General features: G+C 39.7%; 15 protein-coding genes and 5 tRNA genes. All 20 read right to left on the bottom strand.

Going from position 1 to position 19198, the window contains the following annotated elements; translation table 11 throughout:
- Positions 1-2: 2 nt before the first annotated feature.
- The 20 genes from BLO34_RS14450 to BLO34_RS14355 all read right to left on the bottom strand — a co-directional run bounded on the left by BLO34_RS14450 (position 3) and on the right by BLO34_RS14355 (position 19196).
- The gene (locus BLO34_RS14450) at positions 3-308 is read right to left on the bottom strand and encodes a DUF3467 domain-containing protein (protein ID WP_090756315.1); all 306 of its coding nucleotides are present in this window, start codon (positions 306-308) and stop codon (positions 3-5) included.
- A complete protein-coding gene (gene rpoC, locus BLO34_RS14445) occupies positions 308-4615 on the bottom strand; it encodes a DNA-directed RNA polymerase subunit beta' (protein ID WP_090756314.1) in 4308 nt (1435 codons plus the stop codon). Before rpoC ends, BLO34_RS14450 begins: the two co-directional genes overlap by 1 nt.
- 92 nt (positions 4616-4707) lie before the next feature.
- Positions 4708-8517 (bottom strand): DNA-directed RNA polymerase subunit beta, encoded by a 3810-nt coding sequence (gene rpoB, locus BLO34_RS14440; RefSeq protein WP_090756313.1) that lies wholly within the window; start codon positions 8515-8517, stop codon positions 4708-4710.
- A 123-nt stretch (positions 8518-8640) separates the two neighbouring features.
- Positions 8641-9015, bottom strand: coding sequence for a 50S ribosomal protein L7/L12 (gene rplL, locus BLO34_RS14435; RefSeq protein ID WP_090756312.1), 375 nt, complete (start codon positions 9013-9015; stop codon positions 8641-8643).
- A 53-nt stretch (positions 9016-9068) separates the two neighbouring features.
- Positions 9069-9584, bottom strand: coding sequence for a 50S ribosomal protein L10 (gene rplJ / locus BLO34_RS14430; RefSeq protein WP_090756305.1), 516 nt, complete (start codon positions 9582-9584; stop codon positions 9069-9071).
- An 11-nt stretch (positions 9585-9595) separates the two neighbouring features.
- On the bottom strand, positions 9596-10297 hold the full coding sequence (gene rplA / locus BLO34_RS14425) for a 50S ribosomal protein L1 (RefSeq protein ID WP_090756304.1): 702 nt from the start codon (positions 10295-10297) through the stop codon (positions 9596-9598).
- Positions 10298-10308: 11 nt separating this feature from the next.
- A complete protein-coding gene (gene rplK, locus BLO34_RS14420; RefSeq protein ID WP_090756303.1) occupies positions 10309-10749 on the bottom strand; it encodes a 50S ribosomal protein L11 in 441 nt (146 codons plus the stop codon).
- Positions 10750-10818: 69 nt separating this feature from the next.
- Positions 10819-11373 carry a transcription termination/antitermination protein NusG gene (gene nusG, locus BLO34_RS14415; RefSeq protein WP_090756302.1) on the bottom strand — a complete coding sequence of 185 codons (555 nt, stop codon included), beginning with the start codon at positions 11371-11373 and terminating at the stop codon, positions 10819-10821.
- 9 nt (positions 11374-11382) lie between these two features.
- Entirely contained in the window at positions 11383-11580 is a 198-nt protein-coding gene (gene secE / locus BLO34_RS14410; protein ID WP_082438647.1) for a preprotein translocase subunit SecE, read from the bottom strand.
- Positions 11581-11683: 103 nt separating this feature from the next.
- Positions 11684-11756 (bottom strand) — tRNA-Trp (locus BLO34_RS14405).
- A gap of 130 nt (positions 11757-11886) precedes the next feature.
- Entirely contained in the window at positions 11887-13074 is a 1188-nt protein-coding gene (tuf, locus tag BLO34_RS14400) for an elongation factor Tu (RefSeq protein WP_090756301.1), read from the bottom strand.
- 116 nt (positions 13075-13190) lie between these two features.
- A tRNA-Thr gene (locus BLO34_RS14395) sits at positions 13191-13262 on the bottom strand.
- A 104-nt stretch (positions 13263-13366) separates the two neighbouring features.
- Positions 13367-13439 (bottom strand) — tRNA-Gly (locus tag BLO34_RS14390).
- Between the two features lie 94 nt (positions 13440-13533).
- Positions 13534-13614 (bottom strand) — tRNA-Tyr (locus tag BLO34_RS14385).
- Positions 13615-13644: 30 nt separating this feature from the next.
- Positions 13645-13718 (bottom strand) — tRNA-Thr (locus tag BLO34_RS14380).
- 162 nt (positions 13719-13880) lie between these two features.
- On the bottom strand, positions 13881-14762 hold the full coding sequence (locus BLO34_RS14375; RefSeq protein ID WP_090756299.1) for a tyrosine-type recombinase/integrase: 882 nt from the start codon (positions 14760-14762) through the stop codon (positions 13881-13883).
- Between the two features lie 65 nt (positions 14763-14827).
- Positions 14828-15022 (bottom strand): 30S ribosomal protein S21, encoded by a 195-nt coding sequence (gene rpsU, locus BLO34_RS14370; RefSeq protein ID WP_090756297.1) that lies wholly within the window; start codon positions 15020-15022, stop codon positions 14828-14830.
- Between the two features lie 142 nt (positions 15023-15164).
- Positions 15165-16334, bottom strand: a complete 1170-nt coding sequence (locus tag BLO34_RS14365; protein ID WP_090756296.1) for an acyl-CoA dehydrogenase family protein — start codon at positions 16332-16334, stop codon at positions 15165-15167.
- A 21-nt stretch (positions 16335-16355) separates the two neighbouring features.
- Positions 16356-17210, bottom strand: coding sequence for a ComEA family DNA-binding protein (locus tag BLO34_RS14360; protein ID WP_090756295.1), 855 nt, complete (start codon positions 17208-17210; stop codon positions 16356-16358).
- 9 nt (positions 17211-17219) lie between these two features.
- On the bottom strand, positions 17220-19196 hold the full coding sequence (locus BLO34_RS14355; RefSeq protein ID WP_231959522.1) for an alanine/glycine:cation symporter family protein: 1977 nt from the start codon (positions 19194-19196) through the stop codon (positions 17220-17222).
- Between the last annotated feature and the right edge of the window lie 2 nt (positions 19197-19198).

The following is a 19198-nucleotide window of genomic DNA, read 5'->3' as shown; positions in this document are numbered from 1 at the left end:
ATTTATGCTTGACCTGTAGGTCCAAAATTTAAAGGAATGGGCGGTTTATCATAATCTTTGATATCGCCGTGCATGGACTCAAACTTTCTCACATTATCTGCAAGAGCTTGGGCTAGACGCTTTGCATGTTGCGGCGTCAAAACAATCCTAGATTTCACTTTTGATTTAGGATTTCCAGGCATGATATTCACAAAATCAACAACAAATTCTGACACCGAATGGTTGATTATAGCAAGATTGCTATACTGCCCTTCAGCTACTTCAGGATCTATTTCAATATTGATTTTATTTTCCTTCTTATCAGCCATTAGTTATAATTAACCTGTGGTTCATCACGACGTTGCAACAGCTTCTCGAATTCTTCTTTAGAACCTACGATTATATCGTCATAGTTACGCATTCCTGTACCTGCTGGAATTCTGTGACCAACAATTACATTCTCTTTAAGACCTTCTAGAGTATCTACCTTACCGCTTACAGCAGCCTCGTTCAATACTTTAGTCGTTTCCTGGAAGGAAGCTGCACTAATGAATGATTTAGTTTGAAGGGAAGCTCGGGTAATACCTTGCAATACTGGCTCTGCAGTTGCTGGCTCTACATCACGTGCCTCAACAAGAACTTTATCTTCTCTTTTGAGGATTGAATTCTCATCACGCAATTGACGTGGAGTAATTACTTGACCTTCTTTGAGCGTAGCAGAATCTCCTGCATTCTCAACAACCTTCATTCCATACAAGTTGTCATTTTCCTTGATGAAATCTTCTTTGTGAACCAATTGGTTCTCTAAGAATACTCCATCACCTGGATCAACGATCTTCACTTTTCTAAGCATTTGTCTTACAACTACCTCGAAGTGTTTATCATTAATTTTCACACCTTGTAATCTATATACCTCTTGCACTTCATTAACTAAATACTGTTGAACAGCACTAGGTCCTTTAATCGCAAGAATATCCTTAGGAGTAATAGATCCATCAGAAAGTGGCATACCAGCTCTTACATAATCGTTTTCCTGTACTAGGATTTGATTAGATAGTTTTACCAGGTATTTCTTAACCTCGTCCGTTTTTGAAGTCACAATGATTTCACGGTTACCACGCTTGATTTTACCAAAGGAAACTACACCGTCAATCTCACTTACTACAGCAGGATTAGATGGGTTACGAGCTTCAAATAGCTCAGTTACTCGTGGAAGACCTCCTGTAATATCACCTGCTTTAGCAGATTTACGAGGGATCTTCACTAGAACCTTACCTACTTTGATTTTCTCATCATCGTTTACCATCAGGTGAGCTCCAACAGGTAAGTTGTAACTTATCTGTGTTTCTCCTTTAGAGTCAACAATGTGAAGCGTTGGGATTAACTTCTTATCTCTTGAATCAGAAATTACTTTCTCTTCATATCCAGTCTGCTCATCAGTCTCTACTTGGAATGTTGTTCCTTGAATGATATTTTCAAACTTGATCTTTCCAGCAAATTCAGAAATAATTACACCGTTAAATGCATCCCATTTAGCAATCAGATCACCTTTCTTAACCGCTGAACCTACTTTTGCATAAAGTTCAGAACCGTAAGGAATATTATTGGAATTTAAAAGTATTCCAGTTTTAGGGTGAAGCAATTTAGACTCAGCAGTTCTTGAAATTACTACTTCAACTGGTTTGCCGTCGCTACTCTCACCTTTTACTGTTTTGATATCTTCAATTTCAAGGATACCATCATTCTTAGCTACAATCGTGTTTTCTTCAGAAACGTTACCTGCAACACCACCAACGTGGAATGTACGTAGGGTTAACTGTGTTCCTGGTTCACCGATGGACTGTGCGGCAATTACACCAACAGCTTCTCCACGCATCACCATTCTATTTGTTGCTAGGTTACGACCATAACATTTAGCACAAACTCCTTTATCTGCTTCACACGTCAATGGAGATCTAACTTCCACTGATTCTAATCCAGATGCATCGATCTGGTCTGCAATATCATTTGTGATCAAATCACCAGCAGCAACAAGAACATCTTGAGAAGCTGGATCAATAACATCATTAAGTGCTGTACGTCCTACGACTCTGGCACCTAAACGTTCCATTACCTCTTCATTCTTCTTTAATGCACTTACATCAATACCTCTAAGAGTTTCACAATCTACCGTGTTAACGATTACATCTTGTGCAACATCATGGAGACGACGTGTTAAGTAACCAGCATCTGCCGTTTTCAAGGCCGTATCTGCAAGTCCTTTACGTGCACCGTGAGTAGAGATAAAGTATTCAAGAATAGATAGACCTTCCTTAAAGTTGGAAAGAATAGGATTCTCAATGATTTCACCACCACCTGAGTTGGATTTTTTAGGCTTAGCCATCAATCCACGCATACCTGTAAGCTGGCGGATCTGTTCTTTAGATCCACGTGCTCCAGAATCAAGCATCATGTACACAGAGTTGAAACCTTGCTGATCCTCTCTAATGTTTTTCATGGAAAGCTCTGTCAACTGTGCGTTAGTAGCTGTCCATACGTCAATTACCTGGTTATAACGTTCGTTCTGAGTAATAAGACCCATACCATAGTTTCCACGAATTGTGTCCACTTTTTTATTAGCTGCGTCAATCATAGACTGCTTTTCTGCTGGGATCATAATATCTCCAAGGGAGAATGATAATCCACCACGGAATGCAAATCCATAACCAAGATCTTTAATTTCATCAAGGAAAGCAGCAGTTCTAGGAACGTCAGTCACCTTAAGAATATCACCGATGATATCTCTAAGTGCCTTTTTAGTAAGAACCTCATTAATATATCCGGCTTCATTAGGTACTTTCTCATTAAAGATGACACGACCTGCAGTCGTTTCAATAATCTCTGCTTTGAAAGAACCATCTGGTTGTAGCAAGTTGATTCTACATTTAACTGGCGCATTAATGTCAACGCGCTTCTCGTTAAATGCAATAACCAATTCTTCTGGACCGTAAAAAGTCAGACCTTCACCTTTAACGATGTGGTCACCTTCAGATCTTCTCAATTTGGTCATATAATAAAGACCCAATACCATGTCTTGAGATGGTACTGCGATCGGGCTACCGTTAGCAGGGTTCAAAATGTTGTGTGACGCAAGCATCAACAGCTGACATTCTAGAATTGCTTCTGGTCCCAATGGAAGGTGAACTGCCATTTGATCCCCATCAAAATCTGCATTAAATGCAGTACATACTAATGGGTGTAACTGGATTGCTTTACCTTCAATCAATTTAGGTTGGAAAGCCTGAATACCTAGTCTGTGCAACGTAGGAGCACGGTTCAACATTACTGGGTGTCCTTTAAGAACATTTTCCAGAATGTCCCATACTACAGGTTCCTTCTTATCTATAATTTTCTTTGCAGATTTTACCGTTTTAACAATACCGCGCTCGATAAGCTTTCTAATAACGAAAGGCTTATACAGCTCCGCAGCCATGTCTTTAGGTATACCACATTCAAACAACTTCAATTCTGGTCCAACGACGATTACCGAACGAGCCGAATAATCAACACGCTTACCAAGTAAGTTTTGACGGAAACGTCCTTGCTTACCTTTCAATGAATCAGAAAGCGATTTCAATGGTCTGTTAGAATCTGTTTTAACAGCACTAGATTTTCTGGTGTTATCCAACAATGAATCTACAGCCTCTTGAAGCATACGCTTTTCATTACGCAAGATTACCTCTGGAGCTTTGATTTCCATCAAACGCTTCAAACGGTTGTTACGTATGATTACACGACGGTACAAGTCATTTAAGTCAGACGTTGCAAAACGACCACCATCAAGTGGTACTAATGGACGCAATTCTGGTGGAATAACTGGTACGACTTTCATGATCATCCACTCAGGATTGTTCTCACGATTCTCATTAGATTCCTTAAGCGCCTGCACAACTTGAAGACGTTTCAAAGCCTCCATTTTACGTTGCTTAGAAGTCTCATTGTTTGCTTTGTGACGCAAGTCATAAGACAAAGTCTCAAGATCAATACGTTGTAGCAAGTCAATTAGACATTCTGCTCCCATTTTTGCAATAAACTTGTTGGGATCAGAATCATCCAGATACATATTCTCTTGTGGTAATGTATCAAGGATATTCAGGTATTCTTCTTCAGTAAGGAAATCCAATTTTTGTAATTCCTCACCATCTTCATTCTTTGCGATACCGGCTTGAATTACTACGTATCTCTCGTAGTAAATGATCATGTCCAGTTTCTTAGATGGCAATCCTAATAGGTAACCTATTTTGTTAGGCAAACTACGGAAATACCAGATGTGTGCTACAGGAACCACAAGATTGATGTGTCCTATACGGTCACGTCTCACTTTCTTTTCAGTTACCTCTACACCACATCGATCACAAACGATTCCTTTGTATCGGATTCTTTTGTATTTACCACACGCACACTCATAATCCTTTACAGGACCAAAGATGCGCTCGCAGAACAAACCGTCTCTCTCCGGTTTGTGGGTACGATAGTTAATCGTTTCAGGTTTCAAGACCTCACCTCTTGACTCTGCCAGAATGGATTCTGGAGAAGCAAGTCCGATGGAAATCTTAGAAAATTTCTTCTGCGTTTGGGTTTCGTTATATCTAGCCATATTTATGGTACTATTTTAAGTTATAATTAGTGAGGATTGTGGGGTTGTTACGCTTTCGCGAAAGCGAACTAACCACAGTCCTCACTGAAAAATTAATCCTCGAGTCTTAGATCTAATCCTAGACCTTTCAACTCGTGCATCAATACATTAAACGACTCAGGAAGTCCTGGTTCTGGCATAGGCTCACCTTTCACGATCGCCTCGTAAGTCTTAGCACGTCCTACAACGTCATCAGACTTAACGGTCAAGATCTCTCTAAGCGTGCTGGATGCTCCATAGGCCTCAAGTGCCCAAACCTCCATCTCACCAAATCGCTGACCACCAAATTGTGCTTTACCACCTAGTGGCTGCTGGGTAATCAATGAATATGGCCCGATTGAACGTGCGTGCATCTTGTCATCTACCATGTGTCCTAATTTCAACATGTAAATGATACCAACCGTTGCTGGTTGATCAAAACGCTCACCTGTACCACCATCGTAAAGGTATGTGTGACCAAATCTTGGGATTCCTGCCTCATCAGTGTACTCATTGATTTGATCAAGAGTCGCACCATCGAAAATAGGTGTTGCAAAATTCTTACCAAGCTTCTCACCAGCCCATCCTAGAACGGTCTCATAAATCTGCCCGATGTTCATACGAGATGGTACACCTAGCGGATTCAATACGATATCTACTGGAGTTCCATCCTCAAGGAATGGCATATCCTCTGCACGTACAATACGAGCAACGATACCTTTGTTACCGTGACGTCCTGCCATCTTATCACCTACTTTAAGCTTACGTTTCTTAGCAACATAAACTTTGGCAAGTTTGATAATTCCAGCTGGAAGCTCATCACCTACAGAGATGGTAAACTTCTCGCGTCTCAATGAACCTTGAAGGTCATTTTCCTTAATCTTATAGTTGTGAAGTAAATCTGCAACGATATCATTAGTTTCTTGCGTGGTTGTCCACGTACCAGAAACTAAGTGAGTAAAGTCATCTACAGAGTTCAACATTTTCAACGTGTATTTCTTGCCTTTAGGAAGAACTTCTTCTCCCAAGTCATTGAATACACCTTGTGATGTTTTACCGCTCACTATTTCAAAAAGCTTCTCAACAAGTCTTGATTTAAGATCATCAAATTTAGCTTGATACTCTTGTTCTAATCTTGCGATATCTTCTTTATCCTGTACTCTTTTCTTCTTGTCCTTTACAGCACGAGAGAAAAGTTTCTTATCAATTACAACACCACGCAATGATGGAGAAGCTTTCAATGAAGCGTCTTTTACATCACCTGCTTTATCTCCAAAGATGGCTCTAAGAAGTTTTTCTTCTGGTGTTGGGTCTGATTCTCCTTTAGGAGTAATCTTACCAATCAATATATCTCCAGGCTCAACTTCTGCACCGATGCGGATCATACCGTTCTCATCAAGATTTGCAGTAGCTTCTTCAGAAACGTTAGGTATATCTGGAGTCAATTCTTCATTACCTAGTTTAGTATCTCTAACATCTAGAGAGTACTCATCTACGTGAATAGAAGTAAAGATATCTTCACGAACTACTTTCTCAGAAATTACAATCGCATCCTCAAAGTTGTATCCTTTCCATGGCATAAATGCCACTTTCATGTTACGACCTAGTGCTAATTCACCAGCTTCAGTTGCATAACCTTGACAAAGTACTTGTCCTTTACTTACACGGTCGCCTTTCTGTACAATTGGCTTCAATGTAATTGAAGTACCTTGATTCGTCTTACGGAATTTGATCAAGTTATAACTCGTTTCATCTGGCTCAAAGCTTACTAACTTTTCACGATCAGTTCTATCGTACTCAATAACAATTTTTTGAGCATCTACATAAACAACGGTACCGTCACCTTCTGCATTAATTAATACTCTTGAATCTGTAGCTACCTGACGTTCAAGTCCTGTTCCTACAATAGGAGCATCAACTCTCAACAACGGCACAGCTTGACGCATCATGTTAGATCCCATCAGTGCACGGTTTGCATCATCATGCTCCAAGAAAGGAATCAAAGATGCAGATATAGATGCAATCTGGTTAGGTGCAACGTCTGCATAAACCACTTCTTTAGGATCTACAACTGGGAAGTCACCTTCCATACGTGCAATTACATTGTCAGCAGTAATCTTACCGTTTTTCAATGGCAAGTTAGCCTGAGCGATGTGCATTCCTTCCTCCTCTTCAGCACTTAGATAGATAGGATCATCCTTAAGATTTACCACACCGTCTTTTACAGTTCTATATGGAGTTTCAATGAATCCCATGTTGTTCACTTTCGCGAAAACTGCAAGCGAAGAAATCAAACCAATATTTGGTCCTTCAGGAGTTTCAATTGGACATAAACGACCGTAGTGCGTATAGTGTACATCACGAACCTCAAATCCAGCTCTTTCACGTGAAAGTCCACCTGGTCCAAGAGCCGATAGACGGCGCTTGTGAGTAATCTCTGCTAATGGATTGGTTTGATCCATAAACTGAGATAACTGGTTCGTACCGAAGAATGAATTAATTACAGAAGACAACGTCTTTGCGTTGATTAGGTCAATAGGTGTAAACACCTCATTGTCCCTAACGTTCATTCTTTCTCTAATTGTTCTTGCCATACGAGCAAGACCAACACCAAATTGTGAACTCAATTGCTCACCTACCGTACGTACACGACGATTAGAAAGGTGGTCAATATCATCAATCTCTGCTTTAGAGTTGATCAACATGATCAAATGCTTGATGATAGTGATGATATCTTCCTTAGTAAGCACTTGCTTATCCATGGCTATATCAAGACCTAACTTCTTGTTCATTCTGTAACGACCAACTTCACCTAAATTATACCTCTGGTCAGAGAAGAATAATTTGTCGATGATACCGCGAGCGGTTTCTTCATCGGGCGGCTCAGCGTTACGTAATTGTCTATAAATATGTTCTACTGCTTCTTTTTCAGAATTGGTAGGGTCTTTTTGTAGTGTGTTGTGAATAATCGCATAATCTGCAGACAGATTATCTTCTTTGTGAAGAAGAATGGTTTTTGCCTGGGATTCCATGATCTCATCAATATGTTGTTTTTCCAAAATCGTATCGCGATCTAAAACAATCTCGTTACGCTCAATGGAAACAACCTCACCTGTATCTTCATCAACGAAGTCTTCATGCCATGTTTTCAAAACACGGGCAGCAAGCTTACGACCAAGGTATTTCTTGAGTCCTGTCTTGCTCGCTTTCACTTCTTCGGCAAGGTCAAAGATTCCAAGGATATCCTTGTCTCTTTCAAATCCAATAGCACGGAAAAGTGTAGTTACAGGTAATTTTTTCTTACGGTCAATGTAAGCGTACATAACGCTATTGATATCCGTAGCAAATTCAATCCATGATCCTTTGAAAGGAATAACACGAGCTGAATATAATTTTGTTCCATTTGCATGGAATGACTGTCCAAAGAATACACCTGGTGATCTGTGAAGTTGTGATACAACTACACGTTCTGCACCATTGATAACGAAAGTACCAGATGATGTCATGTAAGGAATAGTTCCTAAATAAACATCCTGAACGATTGTTTCAAAATCCTCATGTTCTGGATCAGTACAATATAATTTAAGGCGTGATTTAAGTGGCACGCTGTAGGTAAGTCCACGCTCGATACATTCTTGGATCGAGTAACGTGGTGGATCTACAAAGTAGTCCAAAAACTCTAACACGAACTGGTTGCGCGTATCAGTAATAGGAAAGTTTTCCATGAAGGTGTTGTAAAGACCTTCAACTTCTCGTCTATCAGATTTAGTTTCTAATTGAAAGAAATCCTGAAACGATTTGATTTGTATATCCAGCAGATCAGGATACTCTGCCTTAGAATTTACCGTTGAAAAATTAATTCTTTCTGTGTTTGTTGCTAGCATTAATGCACGGTATTAAATGATTAAAAAAGCGTTATCGACGACGTCTCATCTTTATACGCAAAATGGTCTAGGCCTGTGAGCCTTGCTCACAGGTCTAAACCGATAATGTTCAGGTAAGAAGAATTACTTCAACTCAACCTCAGCACCAGCTTCTTCTAGCTGAGCCTTAAGTGCTTCTGCCTCGTCTTTAGATACACCTTCCTTGATTGGAGATGGTGCATTGTCAACAAGTTCTTTTGCATCTTTCAATCCTGCTCCTGTAAGTTCTTTTACAAGTTTAACTACAGCAAGCTTAGCGCCACCTGGAGCTGTAAGGATTACATCAAATTCAGTTTGCTCTTCAGCAGCTTCTCCGCCACCTGCAGCTGGTCCAGCCATTGCAACTGCCGCTGCTGCTGGTTCGATTCCATACTCATCTTTAAGTATAGTCGCTAATTCGTTTACTTCTTTCACAGTAAGGTTAACTAACTGTTCTGCGAAATCTTTTAAATCTGCCATTTCTATCGTTTTAATAAAATTTATAAATAATTAATTGCGTACTAATTTGTGTGCTACTTCTCAGATAGCGTTTTAAGAATTCCAGCAAGTTTACCACCACTTGATTTAAGTGCAGAAACAACATTTTTAGCTGGACTCTGAAGAAGACCAATGATTTCACCAATCATTTCTTCTTTAGATTTGATATTACTTAGGGTCTCTATTTTATCGTCACCTACGTAAATCGCCTCCTCAATATATGCTCCTTTAAGAACCGGCTTAGCCGACTTCTTTCTGAAGTTTTCAATAACCTTAGCCGGTGCGTTAGCAACCTCTGAAAGCATTATTGATGTATTTCCTTTCAACAACTCTGGAAGCTCTCCAAAGTCTTTATCTGAAGCTTCCATTGCTTTTGCAAGCAAAGTATTCTTCACTACTGAAAGACTAACGTTAGCTTTGAAACAAGCTCTACGTAGATTTGATGTATCTGATGCGTTTAGTCCAGAGATGTCTGCTAAGTAAATAGTAGAGCTACCACCCAACGTTGCAGTCAAATCCTTTATAACAGTTGCTTTTTCTTCTCTTGTCATGATCTAGATTTTTAGTCGTCTGTTGCAAAACGCTTCGTGTCTATCTGGATGCTAGGACTCATAGTACTAGACATATATATACTTTTGATATATATTCCCTTAGACGTCGTTGGTTTTAACTTGACTAACGTGTTGATTAATTCTCTTGCATTACCTGCAATCTTCTCTGCTTCAAAAGAAGCTTTTCCTACTGATGCGTGAATAATACCAGTTTTATCAACTTTAAAGTCGATTTTACCAGCTTTTACATCAGATACAGCTTTTGCTACATCCATTGTAACCGTACCCGTCTTAGGATTAGGCATCAAACCTCTAGGACCCAATACGCGTCCCAATGGTCCCAACTTACCCATTACACTAGGCATGGTAATAATCACATCTACATCAGTCCATCCACCTTTGATTTTCTCAAGGTATTCATCAAGTCCTACATAGTCAGCTCCTGCAGCTTCAGCCTCTGCGGCTTTGTCTGGAGTTACTAAAGCAAGAACTTTCACATCCTTACCAGTACCATGTGGAAGAGTCACAACACCTCTAACCATTTGATTAGCCTTACGTGGATCCACGTTAAGACGAACCGCTAGATCAACAGATGCATCAAAATTTACATTTGATACTTCCTTTACTAACTTAGAAGCTTCCGCAACTGAGTAAGTCGTAGACTTATCAATTTTAGCGTTAGTTTCCTTTTGTTTTTTTGTCAATTTTGCCATTGTTACAAGTTTTAAGCAGGTGCGTCTCCGCCCTTAACATTAATACCCATTGATCTTGCAGTACCAGCTACCATTTTCATAGCACTCTCTACTGTAAAAGCATTTAGGTCAGGCATTTTATCTTCTGCGATCGTTTTAATTTGATCCCAGCTTATGGTTCCAACTTTCTTACGGTTAGGCTCACCACTACCACCTTTTAATTTAGTTGCCTCAAGGATTTGTACTGCTGCTGGAGGAGTTTTAATGATAAAGTCAAAGGACTTATCTTTAAATACAGTAATTGCCACTGGCAATACTTTTCCTGCTTTATCCTGGGTTCTAGCATTAAACTGCTTACAGAACTCCATGATGTTAACACCAGCCGCACCTAATGCAGGCCCTACAGGTGGAGATGGGTTTGCTGCACCACCTCTAACTTGTAATTTTACAACCTTAGATACTTCTTTAGCCATTTTTAATTTATTTCAAAGTTTGACAGATATAAAGTGGAAGCCTTATATACTGCCTATAAACTGTAACACTTATACTTTTTCTACTTGCATATAGCTTAACTCCAATGGAGTCTTGCGACCAAAAATCTTCACCATAACCTCAAGCTTACGCTTCTCTTCATTCACCTTCTCTATAGTACCGTTAAATCCATTGAATGGACCGTCTACTACCTTTATGGTTTCACCATTCTTGAATGGTATTGCTATGTTGTCTGTTTGCTCGGCAAGCTCATCCACTTTTCCTAACATACGGTTTACTTCAGATCTTCTCAATGGTACAGGATCACCACCTTTGGTTTCACCTAGAAATCCTATCACTCCATTAACAGATTTGATAATGTGGGGAACTTCACCTTCAAGACGCGCTTGAACCATGATATATCCAGGAAAATAAACTTTTTCCTTATTGATCTTCTTGCCGTTGCGTATCTGTACTACCTTTTCAGTTGGTACTAGAATCTGCTGTAGATAATCATTTAGATTATGGTGATTGATCTCGTCCTCAATATATTCTTTGATCTTATTCTCCTGACCACTTACAGATCGAACTACATACCACTTCATTACATCTTTTTCCTCTGCCATGTTGTAGTATTATGCTTGTTTAACCCATTCAAAATAGTTGGTAATTGCGGTACTAAATACAGTATCAATACCATATATAATCAATGCAAAAACCACAGAAAAAACAGCAACTGTTACAGTAAGCTTTTGAGCTTCAGCCCATGTAGGCCATGTAACATGGTTTGTCAATTCATTGTAAGACTCTTTTACATATGTCGCTAATCCCATAATCTGAACGATCTATTGTGAACTTGTCACGTTTGATGTTGCCTTAACAACATTTAATCTTTTTTAAGTGACTGCTCAAATAACTAGCAGCCCTCCAAATTTGCGCGGATTGAGAGGCTCGAACTCCCGACACCTGGTTTTGGAGACCAGTGCTCTACCAACTGAGCTAAATCCGCAAACTTAATTGAGCAGTTTGCTGTTGATAGTTCCACTTTCGCGAAAGCGCAATCAAAACATACTTCCCAATAAAGGGAAAGTATCCTGTCTAAAAATATTCAGACAGGATACTTTATTTATTAGATAGAATTAATCTAAAATCTCAGTTACCTGACCTGCACCTACAGTTCTACCACCTTCACGGATAGCGAAACGTAGACCCAAGTTCAATGCGATAGGCTGAATAAGATCAACAGTAATCGTCAAGTTATCTCCAGGCATAACCATCTCTACTCCATCAGGAAGTACGATGTTACCAGTTACATCAGTAGTACGTACGTAAAACTGTGGACGGTAGTTATTATGGAATGGAGTGTGACGTCCACCTTCTTCTTTCTTCAAGATATACACCTCAGCTTTAAACTTAGCGTGTGGAGTTACAGATCCTGGCTTAGTAATTACCATACCACGGGAAATCTGAGACTTCTCAATACCTCTCAAAAGGATACCTGCATTATCTCCTGCCTCACCTCTATCAAGAATCTGACGGAACATTTCAATACCTGTAATTGTAGATGTCAATTTTTGAGCACCCATACCAATGATCTCAACAGGATCTCCAGTGTTAGCTACACCAGTCTCAATACGACCAGTTGCAACAGTTCCACGTCCTGTGATAGAGAATACATCCTCGATAGGCATCAAGAACGGCTTGTCAATCTCACGTGTAGGCTCCTCGATCCATGAATCAACAGCTTCCATCAATTCAAGAACTGTATTTACCCACTTTTCTTCACCATTCAATGCACCTAGAGCAGATCCAGAAACAACAGGTCCGTTGTCACCATCATACTCATAAAAATTCAATAGGTCACGAACTTCCATGTCAACTAGTTCAAGAAGCTCCTCATCATCTACCATGTCAACCTTATTAAGGAAAACAACGATACGTGGGATACCTACCTGACGTCCTAGAAGGATGTGCTCGCGAGTTTGTGGCATAGGACCATCAGTCGCAGCAACTACAAGAATAGCACCGTCCATCTGGGCAGCACCAGTTACCATGTTCTTTACATAATCTGCGTGACCAGGACAATCTACGTGTGCGTAGTGTCTGTTAAGCGTTTGATACTCCACGTGTGAGGAGTTGATCGTGATACCACGTTCTTTCTCTTCTGGAGCGTTGTCAATTTGATCAAAACTTGTTGCCTTAGAGTAACCAGCATCTGCAAGTACTTTAGTGATTGCAGCAGTAAGAGTAGTCTTACCGTGGTCAACGTGACCAATAGTTCCTACATTAAGGTGAGGTTTCGAACGATCGTACGTTTCTTTAGCCATAATTATAATCTTAGTTTATATTAGTGTTTCAATTTAAAAACTGACACGGATACAAAACCAAATCAGCTTATACTATTTAGGGCCTCATAAAGAGACCTTTCTTTCAATTTCTATCGAGCCAATGATGAGATTTGAACTCATGACCTCTTCCTTACCAAGGAAACGCTCTACCCCTGAGCTACACCGGCTTATGATGTTAACGCTTTCGCGAAAGCGAAATAGCCAAAGGCTTTTCAAAATCCAACAATCTATTTGATTGCTTATCTTGATCCCGCAAATGCGGTTATATTAGAGCGAGAGACCGGGTTCGAACCGGCGACATTCAGCTTGGAAGGCTGACGCTCTACCAACTGAGCTACTCTCGCATTTTATAATCCTTAAAATTCAGGATTAAAGGTTAATTCTTGAAGATAACCAACGCCTATCTTCAATGGATTCCCGCAAATGCGGAAATTTTTGTGGGGAGAGCAGGATTCGAACCTGCGAAGGTTTCCCAACGGAGTTACAGTCCGTCCTCGTTGGCCGCTTGAGTATCTCCCCAAAATTACTTCAGTTCTTCAAAAAACTAAGAGCCGATGGAGGGACTCGAACCCACGACCTGCTGATTACAAATCAGCTGCTCTAGCCAGCTGAGCTACATCGGCTTTTGATAGATTTTAAGCGCACCACGCTCCCATTATTTCTAACGGACTGCAAATGTAAGCCTATTTTTTAATTACCAAAAAATATTTTGATATAAATTATAGAGGTACAACCAATTTTCTTAATGATCTGTTTGTCGTTAGAATTCACAATGGAAAAATCTCTTATTTTTTATTGCGAGGATGAGCACTGGCGTGCACATTTTTAAGCGCCTGCATACTTGTATGAGTATAAACCTGTGTACTTGCAAGACTTGCATGACCTAATAATTCCTTGATCGCATTCAAGTCAGCTCCTTGATCCAGTAAATGGGTAGCAAATGTATGACGCAAAACATGTGGACTCACTTTAGTTTTTAAACTAACCCTTTTGAAGTAACCATTCACGATACGGTAAACAAGAGATGCGTAGATAGGTTTGCCTTTTTCAGTAAGGAAGAAAACATCCACATCATTTAACTGGACACTTTCTCTCAAATTAAGATATTGTTTCAAAATCTTTACCGTAGAACTCATGAGCGGCACGACTCTCTCCTTATTGCGTTTACCTAAGACTTTTAATTTATTTGATTCTAGATCTACACGGGATATTGAAAGTCCCAGCAACTCTGCACGTCGAATTCCTGAAACATATAATAATTCAATCACTGCTCTATCTCTTACTTCATTGAAAGAACTCAAATCGTAATCTGCAGATAGCAGCTCACCTACTTCTTTTTGTGAAAAAGGAATCTGTATTTTCTTGGAGACCGTAAGGCTTTTATGCTGTGACATAATATTATGATCCACATAGCCTTGATTTCTTAAAAACTTGAAATAGGATTTGAGAGATGACATCTTACGATTGATGCTCCGGGCACTAACCTCTTGTTCTACTAAAGTTGCCATCCATTGTCTCACCATGGAATAATGAGCGTTTTCCAGATTTGTATCATTAGCCTTCAGGAATTCAGCGAACTGCTCAAGGTCTCTTAAGTAAGACTCACTGGTATGAGAACTATACTGCCTTTCAAGCTCGAGGTAATTTTTGTATTCTGAAATATGCATAAAAAAACGATCCGATAAATTTAATCATTTATCGGATCGTCCTTAATTAGTATTCTACTTAAAGTTTACATGTTCTCTTCGTCTCTCAAATGCTGGATGTATTCCGCTTTGATTTTCTGTGCTCTTTTTGCGACAGATGGCTTAGTGAACTGCTGTCTTCTGCGTAGTTCGCGCATCTTCCCTGTACGATCAAATTTACGTTTGAAACGCTTTAGGGCTCTGTCGATATTTTCTCCGTCTTTAACTGGTATAATTAACATAGTGTCATCACCTCCTTTCTTTGGGACGGCAAAAATACATTTTTATTTTTGATCCCAAATATTTTATCTAAATTTCAATTGGCATTTCGAATAATTCCTTCGTAGAAATCTTCGATGCTACATTTTTGAATAAACTGAACGCTTAATTAGCAGCAGGTTTATAGTCCTTACCATCTAATGTCATCTTGGCAATAATCTCTCTCATGATCTCGCTTGTTCCACCACCTATGGGACCTAACCTACTATCACGCCACATTCTAGCTAAAGGATATTCTTCAATGTATCCATAACCTCCTAAAAATTGAAGGCAACCATAAATAACTTCATCTGCGATTTTAGTCGATAATAATTTTGCCATACTGGCTTCCTTTACAGGATATAGACCTTTGTCAAGTTCTTCTGCAATGGAGTAATTAAAATTCTTTGCCATCTCTGTCTCACTCATCATATCTGCAAGCTTGTGACGCAACGCTTGGAATTTATCTAAAGACTTACCAAAAGCAGTACGATCTTTCATGTAGCCTACTGTATATTCTAAAGCAAACTCTGCTCTTGCATGTGCATTAATTGCCATAATTAGACGCTCTAATGCAAAGTGTTGCATGATATATGGAAAACCTTTTCCTTCTTCTCCCATTAAGTTTTCTGCTGGGATACGGACGTTATCAAACCCAATCTCTCCCGTATCGCTGGCGCGCCATCCTAATTTATTGAGCTTTGTTGCGCTAATGCCAGCTGTTTCTCTATCCATAAGGAAAATGGAGATCCCACGACCGTTTGCTTCGGGATCTGTTTTTGCTGCTACAACTAGGTAATCTGAATAAACACCATTCGTAATAAAAGTCTTAGAACCGTTGATCACATAATGGTCCCCATCTTTGACAGCAGTTGTTCTCATTCCAGCTACATCACTTCCTCCAAAGGGTTCAGAAATACACAAACATCCTATCTTGTCGCCAGACAAAGTTGGTACCAAGTATTCTTCTTTAATTCGATCGTCGCCTTCTTTCAATAAGTGCTGAGCTCCTAAGAAAGCTTGTACCCACATAGCAGCTGCAAAACCACCAGAATTGATGCGTTGCATCTCTTCCAAGAATATTACGGTGTAGAAAAAATCAAGATCTAGACCGCCGTATTTTTCTGGATAATACAATCCAAAATATCCCATATCACCCATTTTCTTGAAGATCTCGCGATCAATCTGACCCGTTTCTTCCCATCTATCGATGTTTGGAACTGCTTCTTTCTTGAGAAAATCCCTAAAACTCTGGCGAAAGAAATTATGCTCTTCCGTGAAATATTTTGAATACATAAATGTGTATAAGCTCGTTAATTATTCTAGTGTCAAATATAGCTGAATTAAAGCCAGTTTCTCTTGCGGGAACCGCGAAGTAAGCATCACCTCATCCCAACTTTTGAAACCATCACGCAATGTGCGTTGCTCCACCAACTTATCAACTAAATAGTCGTTGAAATATGGAATGGCTGACAACTCGTCCCAACTAGCTTTATTGAGAGAAATCTTACGGAAAGAAGGGTCTGGAGTCACATAAAAATGTTTGCGCAGTTCCATCATCGTTGAATCTGATAACCCGTAGACATCCCTAACCTGTTTGATGTCAATAAATCCATTTAGTTTCTTGCGCTGTTCTATAATTCGTCCAGATAAAGCTGGACCTATACCGTAAACTGCTCTAAGTTGGTCTTGAGTTGCGCTATTGATATTTGATGCGACGATGGCTCGATTACCGTAACTGGAGCTATAACTTCGTTTAGGCTGATTGACCCAGGATGGAAACTTAAAATAAGGAGAAATGCTATCCAACCATTGATCGCTAACTTCTGTAACCTGTTGGAATTGTGCAGCGGTGTTTATGAATTTTCCGCTTTCGCGAAAGCGAGATAATCTATCCAACTCTGCTTCATTCAATCCTAGTATGTAGGCTCTATAATCTGTTATATAATTGGGATTGAAAAGATAGATGGTGTCCTTTCTTTGAGCGGTCGCGGCTTTGATAGAATCTATCTTATTTTGATACTGAGAAACATCTCCCAATTCTAATGATGGATATTCCTGTGTAGTCCTATAAAATCGAAAACCGACCAGCACCACCAACAAAATGAGTAATAAAAAAATCCCTCTTTGTTGTTTCCTATTAAACAAAAAGAGGGATTTGTATTTATTCATCAATATGCTTTAGCTAACCGCCTCGCGCTTTAATCTAATAGCTCCCATATATTTTGAGAATTCCTTCTTCACTTTAGGTGCTAATAAAACGATACCTATCATATTAGGTACGAGCATGGAGAAAATCATGGCATCAGAGAACCCGATTACGTTTCCTAAACTCGCTGCAGAACCAACCACCACAAAAATACAGAACAAGATCTTGTAGGTATACTCCGTTTTTGTCGTTCTACCGAACAAATAAGCCCAAGCCTGATATCCATAATAAGACCATGAGATCATTGTAGAGAATGCGAACATTACCACCGCAAGTGTCAACATGTAAGGGAACCAACTAATTACAGAGCCAAAAGCATCAGAAGTTAATAAAATGGCGTCTGCATCTGCTAGACCTGCATTTTCTGGATTCACATAACCTGTTATAATTAAAACGATAGCTGTCATTGTACAAACTACAACCGTATCTACAAAAGGTTCTAAAAGAGCCACTAATCCTTCACTGGCTGGATATTTAGTTCTTACTGCAGAGTGAGCAATGGATGCAGACCCAATACCTGCTTCATTTGAGAAAGCAGCACGTCTAAATCCTTGAACCAGCACACCAACAGCACCACCGGCAACTCCTTCCGGACTAAATGCTCCATCGATGATTGCACCAAATGCAGATCCAACCATATCGTAATTTGCAAGAATTACCCAAATAGCAGCACCTACATAGATCACCACCATAAAAGGAACAATCTTGTCTGTGACTTTAGCAATGGATTTAATACCACCAATAATTACAATACCTACGAATATTGCCATCAATAGACCAAACACCCAGCGGTAACCATACATGAATGATTCTGCACCACCGGTGATATTCTCTACCATTTGTGCAGCCTGGTTAGCTTGGAACATGTTCCCACCACCAAAGGATCCACCAATACAGAAAATTGCAAAAAGAACGGCTAGGATTTTACCTAATCCCGCAAGTCCCATAGACCTCAATCCTTTTGTTAGGTAATACATTGGACCACCATAGACAGTTCCATCAGGACCTACGTCACGATATTTAACACCTAATGTACATTCCACAAACTTGGACGCCATTCCTAAGAAACCTGCGACTATCATCCAGAATGTTGCTCCAGCACCACCAACAGATACCGCTATTGCCACACCTGAAATATTACCTAAGCCTACCGTTGCAGAAAGTGCAGCGGTCAAAGCTTGAAAGTGGCTTACTTCACCATCTGTACTTTCATCTCTAATGGTGTCTTTAATATCTCCATCAACCTTGATCTCATTACTAACTTCGTCAATGTGATCTTCTAGGCTATCTACTTTATTGATATCGACACCATTTGCGATACCATCTTCACCATAGAGCATTTCAGCACCATGCTTTTCAATGTCTTCATATTTCCCTCGAACCACCTGAATAGCTCTCCAGATACCGGTAAAGTTGATGAACTTAAAGTAAAATGTAAAAAATAACGCTCCTAAGATCAAAGGGAAAAGAACCCAATACACTTTTGTAAATGGAGCAGATGCAACTACATCTACGCTATCACCAGGATTGATATCTGCTGCAGCAATTTTGAAAGTCCCACCATCAACTATAATATTTGGGTTTTGACCTCTAAGGACAATCTCTTCGGCAATTTGATCTCCAGAAAGAGATATTCGATTTATCTGTAAAGTATCTTGAACCACTGAATATCTAACACCATCAGGAGCATTGTATTCTCGTGGCGCTCTAGGATTGAGAGGATCTGGTGCCATTTGATCTAGCACATCCAGTTCAATCGTCATTTCATCTTCAACAGACCCAAATGGTATCTGATAAAATACACCCGCTACATAATCGCCAGTAGCCCATCCAAATGCATCATCAATCTTTTCATCAATTCCTTTTTCTACTTCTTGCTCTTGTGCAAAAACAGTCGTTGATAGCATCATAGCCATCACTAACAAGACAATTTTATTCAGATTTTTCATCA

Origin of the sequence: Nonlabens sp. Hel1_33_55 (assembly GCF_900101765.1) — a bacterium.
Lineage (GTDB): Bacteria > Bacteroidota > Bacteroidia > Flavobacteriales > Flavobacteriaceae > Nonlabens.
The sequence above is the reverse complement of the archived record's forward strand: the minus strand, read 5'-3'. Positions and strand labels throughout refer to the sequence as shown.